This window comes from Catenulispora sp. GAS73, from assembly GCF_041262085.1.
Classification (GTDB): Bacteria; Actinomycetota; Actinomycetes; order Streptomycetales; family Catenulisporaceae; genus Catenulispora.
The window spans coordinates 48,681-61,179 of the sequence record NZ_JBGCCM010000022.1; the positions used below are offsets into that span (position 1 = coordinate 48,681).

The 12,499-nt window shown below is 69.5% G+C and carries 10 protein-coding genes; 4 read left to right on the forward strand and 6 right to left on the reverse strand.

Features of this window, described 5'->3' with window-relative positions; translation table 11 throughout:
- Positions 1-328: 328 nt before the first annotated feature.
- The gene (locus ABH935_RS30090; RefSeq protein ID WP_370381315.1) at positions 329-2,296 is read left to right on the forward strand and encodes an HAD-IIIC family phosphatase; all 1,968 of its coding nucleotides are present in this window, start codon (positions 329-331) and stop codon (positions 2,294-2,296) included.
- Positions 2,297-2,312: 16 nt separating this feature from the next.
- Positions 2,313-3,854 (forward strand): FAD-binding oxidoreductase, encoded by a 1,542-nt coding sequence (locus tag ABH935_RS30095; RefSeq protein WP_370381316.1) that lies wholly within the window; start codon positions 2,313-2,315, stop codon positions 3,852-3,854.
- A 354-nt stretch (positions 3,855-4,208) separates the two neighbouring features.
- On the opposite strand, the gene ABH935_RS30100 is transcribed toward ABH935_RS30095, so the two are convergent.
- The 3 genes from ABH935_RS30100 to ABH935_RS30110 all read right to left on the reverse strand — a co-directional run bounded on the left by ABH935_RS30100 (position 4,209) and on the right by ABH935_RS30110 (position 7,087).
- The gene (locus ABH935_RS30100) at positions 4,209-4,949 is read right to left on the reverse strand and encodes a thioesterase II family protein (RefSeq protein WP_370381317.1); all 741 of its coding nucleotides are present in this window, start codon (positions 4,947-4,949) and stop codon (positions 4,209-4,211) included.
- Positions 4,950-4,966: 17 nt separating this feature from the next.
- A complete protein-coding gene (locus ABH935_RS30105) occupies positions 4,967-5,677 on the reverse strand; it encodes a BTAD domain-containing putative transcriptional regulator (RefSeq protein WP_370381318.1) in 711 nt (236 codons plus the stop codon).
- A gap of 354 nt (positions 5,678-6,031) precedes the next feature.
- Positions 6,032-7,087 carry a hypothetical protein gene (locus ABH935_RS30110; protein WP_370381319.1) on the reverse strand — a complete coding sequence of 352 codons (1,056 nt, stop codon included), beginning with the start codon at positions 7,085-7,087 and terminating at the stop codon, positions 6,032-6,034.
- A gap of 333 nt (positions 7,088-7,420) precedes the next feature.
- Here ABH935_RS30110 and ABH935_RS30115 point away from each other — a divergent pair, with 333 nt between their 5' ends.
- Positions 7,421-8,521 (forward strand): hypothetical protein, encoded by a 1,101-nt coding sequence (locus ABH935_RS30115; protein WP_370381320.1) that lies wholly within the window; start codon positions 7,421-7,423, stop codon positions 8,519-8,521.
- On the opposite strand, the gene ABH935_RS30120 is transcribed toward ABH935_RS30115, so the two are convergent.
- Positions 8,508-9,254 (reverse strand): hypothetical protein, encoded by a 747-nt coding sequence (locus ABH935_RS30120; RefSeq protein WP_370381321.1) that lies wholly within the window; start codon positions 9,252-9,254, stop codon positions 8,508-8,510. The two genes, ABH935_RS30115 and ABH935_RS30120, sit on opposite strands and share 14 nt — an antisense overlap.
- A complete protein-coding gene (locus tag ABH935_RS30125) occupies positions 9,251-9,766 on the reverse strand; it encodes a SigE family RNA polymerase sigma factor (RefSeq protein ID WP_370381322.1) in 516 nt (171 codons plus the stop codon). Before ABH935_RS30125 ends, ABH935_RS30120 begins: the two co-directional genes overlap by 4 nt.
- A gap of 254 nt (positions 9,767-10,020) precedes the next feature.
- Between ABH935_RS30125 and ABH935_RS30130 the strand changes: the two genes are divergently transcribed.
- The gene (locus ABH935_RS30130; protein ID WP_370381323.1) at positions 10,021-11,742 is read left to right on the forward strand and encodes a cytochrome c biogenesis protein CcdA; all 1,722 of its coding nucleotides are present in this window, start codon (positions 10,021-10,023) and stop codon (positions 11,740-11,742) included.
- 32 nt (positions 11,743-11,774) lie between these two features.
- On the opposite strand, the gene ABH935_RS30135 is transcribed toward ABH935_RS30130, so the two are convergent.
- Complete coding sequence (locus ABH935_RS30135; protein ID WP_370381324.1) at positions 11,775-12,458, reverse strand: carboxymuconolactone decarboxylase family protein; 684 nt, start codon at positions 12,456-12,458, stop codon at positions 11,775-11,777.
- Positions 12,459-12,499: the final 41 nt, after the last annotated feature.

Sequence of the window (12,499 nt, forward strand, 5' to 3'; positions counted from 1 at the left end):
CGGCGGCACCCCGTTATGCCGCCGTCCCCGTAGGGCCGTCAGGGCCCTGTCATAGCCCTATTATCAGCCGTTCGCTTACCCACCGCAACAGAGCAGTATTGGTTCGTACACCAAACCCTCTGTCCAGACGGGGCGAACGCACGATGAATCAGCTTCGCGAGCTGCGGTCATCACTGTACGATTCCGTCCCGCACCGCTGAGCGTCTCAGATTATTGTTACGGTGCGATATCGGTCGCGTACCGCGGGCGTGCCCGGGCGCAAGGACCGCTTTAGCACCCCTGCCGAGGATGGTTTCCGCCACCAGGAATCCACCGGCGAGGGGCGGAAGTGACCACCACAGCAGCATCCCCAGACCCGTTGGCCGGCGCCACCGACGCGCCGGCCGCACTCCTCGCGCTGCACCGCGAGGGCGCACTGGCCGCCGCCTTCCCGCGCCTGCCCGCGCTGTTGCGCGATCTGACCGACGAGCAGGTGCTCCAGGCCGGCCGACTGCTCACCCGGCTCGATCCGCGGCAGGTGCGCGCCGAGCATCCGGCCACCCCGACCCTGCGCGTCGCCCTGACCGGCCACGGCACCCTGCCGGCGCTCCTGCCCGCGCTCAGCGCGCGGCTGGCCGGGCACGGCGTGCTGATCGAGCCCTACCAGGCGGCCTTCGACGGCTACGTCTTCGAACTCGGCGATCCGGACTCCCGGCTCTACGCCGCCGAGCCGCAGCTGACCGTGGCGGTGCTGGACGCCGCGGTAATCGCCGACGAGCTGCCTCTGCCGTGGGGCCCGGACGACGTCGCCGAGGTCTTCGAGCGCCGGCTCGGCGTGATCGAAGGCCTCTGCGAGCGGTTCGCCGCGCGCAACTCCGGGACGCTGGCGCTCACCACGATGCCGCTGCCGCGCTCGCTGGCCGCACAGCTGATCGACCACCGCTCGCGGGCCCGCCTCGGCGCCGTCTGGCGCGAGGCCAACGCCCGGCTGCTGCGGCTGAGCGAGCGGCACCCCGCGGTGCTCGTCCTGGACCTGGACACCCTTGTCGCCGAAGGCGTCGCGGTCCAGGACGCCAGGCTCGACGCCTACGCCAAGGCGCATCTGTCCGACGCGCTGCTCGGCCGGCTCGCCCGCGAACTGGGCCACCTCGGCGCGCACCTGGCGGGGCGGACCCGCAAGTGCCTCGTGCTCGACCTCGACGGCACGCTGTGGGGCGGCGTGCTCGGCGAGGACGGCCCGGACGGCGTGGAAGTCGGGCACGGCCTGCGCGGCGAGGCGTTCAGCTCGTTCCAGCGGCTGGCCCGGCAGATCGGCGCGCAGGGCGTGCTGCTCGCCGTCGCGAGCAAGAACGACCTCGACCCCGTCCTGGACATGCTCCGCGGGCCCCGGATGACGCTGCGCGAGCAGGACTTCGTGCGCGTCACGGCGAACTGGTCGGCCAAGCCGCGCAATCTGCGGGACCTGGCCGCCGAGCTCAACATCGGCCTGGACGCCCTGGTGTTCGCCGACGACAGCCCGACCGAGTGCGGCCTGGTCCGCACCGTGCTGCCCGAGGTCGCCGTCGTCGAGCTCGGATCCGATCCGGCCGAGCACGCCGGCCGGCTGCTGCGCGAGGGCTGGTTCGACGTGCGCGAGCTGACCGCCGAGGACCACGCGCGGCCCGCCAGGTACCGGGAGGAGGTCAGCCGCCAGGACTTCCGGGCGTCCTTCGACGGCCTGGACGACTACCTCGACCAGCTCCAGCTGCACGTCCGGGTGGCCCGGCCGACTGCCGCCGAGCTGCCCAGGATCTCGCAGATCACCCTGCGCACCAACCAGTTCAACCTCACCGGCGCCCGGCTCGACCCGGCCGAGGTGGCCCGGCGGGCGCAGGATCCCGATCACCTCGTCCTCGGCGTGCACGTCGGCGACAGGTTCGGGGACAGCGGGCTGGTCGGCGCCGTGTTCGCCCGGCGCGAGGGGGACACGCTGCGGTTGGAGAACTTCTTGCTCAGCTGCCGGGTCTTCGCCCGCGGCGTCGAGCAGGCGGTCCTGGCCTGGCTGCTGCACACGGCCCCCGGGCTGGGCGCCCGGCAGGTGCTCGCGCAATACCGGCCGACCGCGAAGAACTCCGCGTTCAGCGGCTTCTACCCAGCGAACGGCTTCTCCGTCCTCGCCGAGGACGAGGCCGAGGCCGAAACGAAGGCCGAAACAAAGACCGGAACGAAGACCGAGACGAAGACGTTCCGGCACGACCTGGCCGATCCACCCCCGATCCCCGCGCATCTGCGGCTCACCGACGAGGTTTCCGGTCCCGTGCCCGTCGCGGGCACCTGACACCGTAGGAGGAGTAGTGCTCAACCCACGACTCGACCGCAGGCAGGTCCTCAAGTTGGGCGTCGGCGCGTCGGCGCTCGCCGTGACCGGCTCGCTCGCGGCCACCGCGTCCGCCTCGCCGCCGACGGGCGTCTGGCAGCAGCTCGCGGCGTGCCTGACCGGCACCCTGGTGCTGCCCGGCGACTCCGCCTATCCCCAGGCCAAACAGCTCTATCTGGCCGAGTACGACGCGGTGAACCCGGCCGGCATCGCCTACTGCGAGACCGTCGCCGACGTCCAGACCTGTCTGGCCTTCGTGCAGAACAACGCGGTGCCGTTCCGGGTGCGCAGCGGCGGGCACAACCTGTGCGGCTGGTCGACCTGCACCGGCCTGATCATCGACACCTCGAAGTTCAACCACGCGAAGGTCACCGGCGACACCGTGCACCTGGGCCCGGGCCTGCCCGGTGTGGACGAGCTCAACGCGCTGGCCCCGTACGGCAAGCAGGTGGTCACCGGCGCGTGCCCCGACGTGTGCCCGGGCGGGTTCATCTCCGGCGGCGGCGTCGGCTTCCAGACCCGCAAATTCGGCATCGGCGCCGACCGGCTGCGCTCCGCGCTGGTGGTACTCGCCGACGGGCGGGTCGTGCGGACCTCGGCGACCGAGGAGCCGGACCTGTTCTGGGCGCTGCGCGGCGGCGGCGGGGGCAATTTCGGCGTCGTGCTCGACTTCGAGGTCGAACCCATCGACCAGCCCACCGGGGTCTACTTCAGCACCGTGTGGAGCTGGGACAAGGCGCAGGCGCTGCTGGAGTACTGGCAGCAGTGGAGCATCCAGAGCACCCACGACTTCGGCTCGACGATGCTCGTGCTGCTTCCGGACGCGGCGCCGGCGAACACCCCCGTCGTCGTGCTGTCCGGCGGCTACTGGGGCGCGCAGGACGAGATCGAGCAGGGCCTGGCCGCCATGGCCGCGGCCACCGGCACCACGCCGACCAGCAGCCACGTGCAGACGATGCCGTATCAGGACGTGATGATGAACAACTACGGCTGCGGCGATCTGAGCGTGGACCAGTGCCACCGGGTGGGGGTGAACCCGGTCGCCCAGCTGCCCCGCACCGGCTGGCTGAGCCAGCGCAACCGCATCTTCAACCAGCCGCTGCAGGGCTCCGCCCTCACCGCCACCCTCGAAGCCTTCGACGCCGACCGCTACGCCGGCGAGGAGCGCTACATCGCCTTCACCGCCACCGGCGGCGTGGCCAACGAGGTCGGCCGGACCGACACCGCCTACTGGCATCGCGACGCGCAGTTCATCACCATCTTCTCCGGCCACACCCTGAACCCCGCCCCGCCCGCCGCCGAACAGCAGCTGCTCGACACCTGGTCCGACCGCGGCTTCGCGACCCTCGACCCGGTCTCCACCGGCGAGTCCTACCTGAACTTCCCGGACATGCGCCTGACGGACTGGCAGACCTCGTACTACGGCGGCAACTATCCGCGCCTGCTGGAGATCAAGAACACCTACGACCCGCACAACATCTTCAGCTTCGCCCGCAGCATCGGCAGCACACAGCAGTAGCGCGCGGTCTGACCGGCGCCCGGAGCGCACGTTCGACGGTGTTCGGGCGCTCCGGTGCTCAGGCACTCCGGCGTTGGGGCGCTCCGGTGCTCCGGTGCTCGGGCACTCCGGTGCTGCGGCGGTCCCGGCGTTCGGGCGCTCCGGTGCTCCGTGCTCGGGCACTCCAGTATTCGGGCACTCCGGCGTTAGGGCGCTCCGGTGTTCGAGCGCTCCCGTGTCCAGGCGCTCCGGTGCTCCGGTGTCCGAGCACTCCCGGTGTCAGGTGCTCCGGTATTCGAGCACTCCGGCGTTCGAGCGGTCGACAGTGTTCGGCGGGGACCAGCCGGTCCCCGCCGAACGCCGCCGGCCGTCGCCTCAGGCCGTGACGGCCACCGTCTGGAGCGTGCGCGCGACGATCTCGGCCACGTGCGTCGTCCATCCGTTGATGTAGAAATGGCCGCCGGGGAACACATGGGTGTCGCAGGGGCCGTCGGTGTGCGCGGCCCACCCCCGGGCCGAGTCCACCGGCGTGAGCGGGTCGTCGTCGCCGACCAGCACGCTGATCGGGACGTCCAGCCGCGCCTGGCGGTCCGGCCGGTAGGCCCCGAGCGCGCGGTAGTCGGCCCGCAGTGCCGGCATCGCCAGCCGGACCAGGTCCTCGTTCGCGAACAACCGGGCGTCGGTGCCGCTCAGCTCCCTGATGTTCGCCAGGATGCCGTGGTCGTCGAGCATGTGCACGGTCTCGGGCAGTGCGCGCGAGGGCGGGCGGCGCGCGGAGACGAACAGGGCCGCGACCCGGTCGCCGAGCAGGGACGCGAGCTCGAAGGCCACCGAGGCGCCCATGCTGTGGCCGAGCAGCCCCAGCGGCCGCCCGGTGAGCGGTTCGAGCAGCCCGGCGAGGTGTTCGGCCAGGCCCGGGATGCTCTCGATCGCCGGTTCGGCCCGCCGCTCCTGGCGGCCCGGGTACTGCACGGCGAGCACCTCGACCCGCCCGGCCAGCGCGGTCGACAGCGGGAAGAAGGCGCTGGCCGCGCCGCCCGCGTGCGGCAGACACACCAGCCGGGGGCCGGCCTCGGGGCCGGGGTGGAACGTACGGAACCAACGGGAATCAGGCATGGCGCGGCACCGTCCTCTCATGCCGCCACGGGCGCGCCGACGAGATCGTCGGCACGCAGGATGCTGAGCTGCACGGCCTGCAGCGCGGGCCCGGGTGCGAGCCCGAGTTCGCCGCGCAGCGTACGCCGGGCGGATTGGTAGACCTCCAGCGCGTCGGCCCGCCGCTCACAGCGCTCCAGCGTGAGCATGAGCTGGCGGTAGAACCCCTCGCGCAGCGGGAACTCCGAGATCAGGTTGGACAGCAGGCCGACCAGCTCCCGATGCCGGCCCAGGGCCAGCCGGGAGTCGATCATGTTCTCCGTGCATTCCATGCGCATCGCCTCGGTCCACGCGGCGAAGCTGGTGGCGACCGGGCCGTCGTAGAGGCCGGACAGCGTCGGGCCCCGCCAGAGCCCGAGCGCCTCGGTGAACAAGCGGTCGGCCGCCTCGTGGCGCCCGGCGCGCGCCCGCTCGCGGCCCTGAGCGAGCAGCCGCTGGAAGATGAGGAGATCGAACTCCTCGTCGTGGATGTCGAGTGAGTAGCCGGGAGCGTGCGTCAGGATCCGTGGTTCCCCACTGAGCCGCCCGAGCATCTTGCGCAATTGTGAGATGTATACGTAGACACTGTTGACGGCGCGCCGCGGTGGATCCTGACTCCAGATCTCGGTGACCAGCTGGTCGACCGAGACGATCTGGCCGGACTTGATGAGTAAGGTGGCGAGTACGGTCTCGATCTTGCGGGCGGTCATGACCACCGCCTCACCACGATCGATGACCCGTAGCGGTCCAAGGACTTCGAATCGCATGAATGTCCCCCTCAACCCGTAGTGGCGAGCAAGTAACTTGCCCAAGCCACACTCGCAAATCGGCAGTTCCCGTGTCGTCTGCAAAACTGCGTATGCATTGCATAGGTAATTCGGACATACCCGCGCACCCCCAACCTCGAAGCCGAGTATCACAGAGCATTGACCTGCGAATACTCGGCCCCGGAGGCACCGCGCCCGGCACAAACGGCCTACCCGCGTGGCGCAGCTCACACCCGATTCCGTGAAATGCGCGGCGCCCGGCCGACCACGGTGCCGAACCCGGTATCGAAAGACTCCCTACGCGATCGGGGTGAGTTCGAAGCCGACCGTCTGGCCGGCGCTGTTGGAGGCGGTCCCGACGATCACGCCGCCGTTGTTGATCCCCTCGGCGTTGAGCAGCGTGAACCCGGATCCCGGGGCGATCAGGCCGTTCAGGTCGGCGGCCTGGCCGCCCTGGTAGACGAACGCGTGACCGTTGCCGCCGACGCCGACGATCACACCGCTGTCGTTGATCGCGTGCGCCACGGCGTCGCCGGCTCCGGTGCCCGGGGCGTCGAGGTCGGTGACCGTGCCGTTGGCGAAGAGCACGGCGTGCGCGTCGGTGTCCGCGGTCTCCACATCGGCGCCGACGGCCTGCCCTGCCGAGTTGACCGCCAGCGCCTCGGAGGTGAAGCTGCCGGGCAGCATGCCGAGCGTCTTGACGGTGCCGTTCTGCCATGCGGCAGCTTGGAAGTCCGAGGTGCTGGTGTCGGCCTGGCCGACGATCAGGCCCGAGTCGTTGACGGCGATCGGCTCGACGTCCACGCCGCCGCCCGGCAGCGCCGGCAGCCTGGTGACGGTGCTCCCGCTGATTGTGAAGCCGACATCGCCCCGGTTGGAGCCGAACCCGGTGATCAGGCCGTTGTCGTTGATGGCCGTCAACGCGGGCGTGGCGACGAGGTTCTGGAGCCCGACCTTCGCGCCGACGTCGATCGGGGTGGCGGTGCCGGCCCACTCGACCGCGGCCTGGTTGCCGGTCGTGAACGACGTGGCCGTACCGACGACGGCCGCGTTGTTGTTGATCGCCTCGGGGCTGGAGACAGAGTTCGAATTCGCCGGATCGCCCGGCGAGCCGAGGAACACCATCTTCGTGGTGCCGGCGCGCAGCAGGAAGCCCTCCTGCACCCTGGCTCCCGTTTCGTCGGCGATGCCGAAGACGTCTCCGTTCTTGTCGATCCCGAACAGTTCCGTGCCGGCACCGCCGACGACAGTCAGCTTGTACCGCGGCGTCGTCGCCGCATGTGCGGGTGCTGCGAACGCTGGGGCGGCGAGCGCCGCCGCGGCGGCCAGCGCGCCCAGACGGATGCGAGTCATCGATGGTCCCTTTCGTGGAGGGGTCGAGCCGCGCCGGCCTGTCCGGCCACGGCCCGGATCTCGTCTCGCTGACTGATAGGGACGCGGGTTACTCGACGAGCGCGTCGACCAGGTCGGCCGGAGCGAAAGCTGAGATCTTCTCAAAAGCAGGCCACTGCTATACCTTCGCAGGGAACTAATTTTCGATTCGATGCCGGCCGGCGTCGGACGGGGGCTGCGGGGTGCCCTTGGGGGGCGTTCCGTCAGGACGGAAGGACTTGGCCTGTGTCTGGTATATCGAGGCGCAGTAAATCGCTCGTTCGGACAGGACGCCTGCGGCCTCGGCTGGCGGCGTTGTCGGCCTTCGCGGCGCTGATGGCGGCGATGGGTGTGGGCTCCGCGAGCCCCGCGGCGGCACTCACGAGCTGCTCAGGGGGCGAGTACAGCGGGTTGGACGGCGTGTATCACTGCTATGAGATAGCCGTGTTCGGTCCGCGGTTCGGAGGACCCGCGTACCCACTGAACGAGATCGCAGCGGACTTGCACGCCCCCTGCCTCAAGGTGGGCGACGTCAACAACAGCGAACTCAACTTCGAACTGTGGATGGACACGAACGACAACACCGGGGCCGGAACCTGGGTCGAGGAGGGCCTGCAGGCCGGAGAGAGCCAGGGCGTGCCCGCCGGCTGGCACTGGTTCTGGGCCGACAACCGGCCCAACGGCGGGGGCTACCACGGCCACTACATCAGCGGGGGTACGACGACCGACACCCAGGTCTACTTCAAGTGGCTCGGGAACGGCAACTGGAACGTCTACCGTGCCGGGTCGTACATCGGCGAGTCGACCTACAACGGCGACTGGGCCGAGGGTGGTCAGGTCGGTGCCGAGAGCACGACCAACACCTTGGCACTCCAAGCACGTGCCTACAACTTCGAGTACGCGGACCCCAACTGGACATGGCACCCTGTCCCGGAGTCGCTGTTCGACCAGTACAGCGGTCCGCTCTACGGGGGTCTGTCGAGTGATGGCAGCACCCCGGGCTACTCGGGCATGATGGCCTGGGGAGGGAACTGTTCCAGCGCGACGACCGTCGCAGCGCCCGCGGCGAAGCCGCTGTCCGCGGCCGCGGCACCGTCGGCACTGCGGACCATAGGTCTGGCCCAGGCCCAGATTTCGGGTGAGTCGAAGCCCAGCTCGATCTCCTTCGTCACGACGACGAGGGCCCAGGCGGACAAACTCCTCAACACGGCCACGACCGGCGACAACGCCGTCTACGTGATCAAGATGACGGGCCACTTCGCCGCCAAGAACGCGGGGTTGGCGGCGAAGGGGCGCGTGCCGACCGGTACGACCATGACGGTCACGGTCAGTGCGGCGACGGGGCAGGTCACCGACTGGGGAATCACGGACAGCGCTCCGGATCTCTCACCGGCCGGGCACGCTACGGCGTTGTAGAAGGCCCTCCAAGGGGAGTCGATCCAGGGGTCTGCCCGCCGCTCGGCGAGCTCGTGGCCCCTGGGTCGACACCCAGCGCCGCCAACGCCGGCGGCGTCTGACCGGCCGGAGCGAACATGCCGCTCACAGCGCCGTTGCTCACCCCCGGGCACCCGCGGAGGTCCAAAGAGACTGTGACATCAGGGCCGGATGCGTATCGGAACAGCACCAGCAGGTGCTCGCCAGTCAGAGTGGGCGCGCAGCCGACCTCTCCGACGACCAGCTTCGTGCGCACGGCGCTGAGGACAGTGGTGAAGTCCGGCCCGGACAACGTCCCGGATTTCTTCAGCGAGGTCGACGACCTCATAGGCGCCGTGACAGTGGACACGTAGTCGCAGTAGGCACCGATGACAGGATGTCCGGGCACGAGCGACTTGTTCGAGCCGTCCTGCATATGACCTGACGCGTTGGCGCGGGCCGCGTTCAGATCGGTGGGGCACTGCGGCGGGGCAGCCACGACAGCCGTGGATTGCTGGCCCGAACCCCGTCCGATCGCAGCTGAGGCGAACAGCGCACCGCCAAGCACCACAACGCCGACCGCCGCTCCCGAGATCAAACGCGTCGCACGCAGCCGACGCGCGCCGGAGAGAACGTCGCTTTGGAAGCTGTCGATTTCGGTAGTCGGCACGAAACGCGAAAATGTCTCGTGGACAGCAGTACGCACCGATTCTTCACTGAGCGGATCGACGGTCATGATTCCTCCCCTACCGTTGAACCTCGTAGCTGATGTCTCTCCAGCTCGACTCTTAGATTGCCGATAGCCCTGTGCGCCTGGCGCTTCACCGTCCCGATAGAGCAGCTCATGGCAGCGGCGGTCTCGGCCTCGCTGGCATCCAGGAGATAGCGCAAAGCAATCACCGTTCGCTGGCGCGGCGGCAGTCGCCGTATCGCAGTCATGAGGTCGATGTGGCTGTCGATCTCGGCCGCCCGGCTTTCGCGGACCACGTCCGGTATCGCGATACTGGGCGTCTCATGCCACGACTTCCTGCGTCGCCACGAGAGGAAGACGGAAACCAGAACGCGCTGCACGTAGGCGTCGGGGTTCTCCATCGCCGAGACTGACCGCCACCGGAGCCAGACCCGCATGAACGTCGCCTGAAGCACGTCCTCAGCGAGATGCACATCGCCGGTGAGCAGCACCGCCGCACGAAAGAGTACGGCCCTTCGTGCCGCCACGAACTCACCGAAGCCTGCTGGCTCCTCCACAGTCCCCCACCTCCTGCTTATAAAACGCCGCAGCTCAGTAGCCAGGTTGACTCGTAGCGGGAGATCTCGACGAGTGGCACCTCCCGACCGAGTGCTGTCGCGAAGGCCGCGACCCGCTGCCGATGGTCCCAGACCCACCAGGCTGCCCGGGCCGTCGCAAAGTACGCACCTGCCGGTGCACCCGCCTCCTTACAGATTGGTGACGGAGCCCGGGTCGTCAGCAGACCGTCAGTCTTCCGATGCAGGATGAAGACGTGATCACTCTGGTTCTGATCGGGCTGGTGGGCGGGCTCATCACCGGCATCTCGCCGTGCGTCCTGCCGATGCTGCCGGTGCTGTTCTTCACCGGCGGGGCCGGCGGCGCCGGCCGCCCGGGAGCGCCGGAACCGGCGGACCCGTCACCGCGCCGGGCCAGCCGGCGTCCGTACCTCATCGTGGCCGGGCTGGTCCTGAGCTTCAGCGTCTTCACCCTGCTCGGGACGCTGGTGGTGAGCGCTTTGCCGGTGCCGAAGGACATCATCCGGTGGGCCGGGCTGGTCGTGCTGGTGCTGCTGGGTGTCGCCATGATGTTCCCGCGCGTCGAGGACCTGCTGGAGCGGCCCTTCAACCGCATCCCGCAGCGGCAAGTCGCCGACGAGCACGGCGGCTTCGTGCTCGGGCTGGCGCTCGGCACCGTCTACGTGCCCTGCGCCGGTCCCGTGCTCGCGGCCATCACCGTCGCCGGCGCCTCGGGGCGGATCGGGGTCGGGACGGTCGCGCTCACCGTCGCGTTCGCCGTCGGCACGGCGCTGCCGCTGCTGGCGTTCGCCCTGGCCGGGCGGCGGGTGGCCGAGCGGGTGCGGGCCTTCCGCAACCGGCAGCGCGGAGTGCGGATCACGGCCGGCGTCGTCGTCATCGCGCTGGCCGTGGCGCTCACGTTCAACGTCACCGACGCCCTGCAGCGCGCCGTCCCCGACTACACCTCGAACCTGAACGCCGCGCTGGACAAGTCAGGAGCCTCACACGCCCTCGCGCCAGCCTCGCCCAAGGCACTCGCGAACTGCGTCCAGTCGCAGATGACCGCGTTGGGCGACTGCGGCAGGGCTCCGACGATCTCCGGCATCCAGCAGTGGTACAACACCCCGGCGGGCGCCGCACTCACCCCGGCCTCCCTGAGCGGCAAGGTCGTCCTCGTCGACTTCTGGGCCTACTCCTGCATCAACTGCCAGCGCGCCATCAAGCACGTGCAGGCCTGGTACACCGACTACGCGGCCGACGGCCTGGTGGTGATCGGCGTGCAGACCCCCGAGTACACCTTCGAGGCCGACCCCGGCGACGTCGCGGCCGGAGCGAAGCGCCTGGGGATCACGTACCCGGTCGCGCTCGACAGCAAGTACACGACCTGGAACAGCTTCGGCAACGACTCCTGGCCCGCCGACTACCTCATCGACTCCACCGGCCAGGTCCGGTTCGCCTCGGTCGGCGAGGGTGCTTATTCGAACACTGAGTCGCTGATCCGCCAACTCCTCACCGCCGCACACCCCGGCGGCCTCGCCCTGCCGCCGGCCACCGACCTCCCCGACACCACCCCCACCGACGCGGCGCAGACCCCTGAGACCTACCTCGGCGCCGAGCGCGCCAACAACCTCGCCCCCGGCGCCGCCGGCACTTTCCACACCGGGACGCAGACCTTCGCCTACCCGGCGTCCGTCCCCGACGACGACTTCGCTCTCACCGGGTCCTGGACGGTCGACTCGCAATCGCTGACCGCCGGACAGAACGCCGGCATCCAGCTGAACTTCATGGCCGGCAAGGTATACCTCGACGTCGGCGGCACCGGCACGGTCACCGCCACCGTGGACGGGAAGACCACCAGCTATCCGGTGTCCGGGGCGCCGAACATCTCCACGCTCGTCGACCGCTCCGCCCCGGAACGCAGCACCCTGACTGTGACGTTGTCGCCTGGGCTGAGCGCCTACTCGTTCACGTTCGGGTAGCGAAGGCGATCACGTCAGGGCGCAGTCCCCTGCTACACCTCCAGATCGATGAGCAGCCCGTCGAGCACGATCAAAGCCCGCCACGCCCGCGTCATCCCGAACGTCGCGGTGGCGCGGACGGCGGCCCGGGCCTCGTCGGGCGTCACGCCCGCGCCGAGGGCGCGGCCGACGTGGATGCGGAAGCTCTCCTCAAGGGTCTGATAGATGACGTCGACCGTCATGCAGGCGAGCGAGCGCTCACGGACGCTGATCCGGGACATGTCGGCGCGCATCCGGGACTGGAGGTCCATGTATTCGGCGAAGCCCGGGTCGATGGCGTTCATCTCGTCGCGCAGTATCGCGGGCATGGGGCTGCCGGTGCCGTCGGCGTTCACGTGGTGGCTCTGGCCTGTCGGGCCGGGCAGGTCGTGCGAGCGTTCGACCTCTGCCAGACGCTCCAAGGCGGCGAGCGCCGCCGGGTAGCCGCTGTCGTAGGAGACGAAGCGCAGCAGTTCGCGAAGGTCGTCAGCGTCGAGGCCGTTGTTCAGGGCGGCGCGCACGTGCAGTTCGAACGGCGTTCCGAGGATCTGCTCGCAGACGTCGGCGACGAGGCTGACTATGGTGCGCTCGCGCGGCGTCAGCTGCGCTCCCGACGCGGTCGGCCGGAAGCTCGCCGCGGCCATTTCCGCGAACACCGGGTCGAGTTCTTCCAATGTGCTCTGCGTTGGCAGGGACATGGTGACTCCCATAAGTGAATATCCGTAGGGCTACAGCTGTA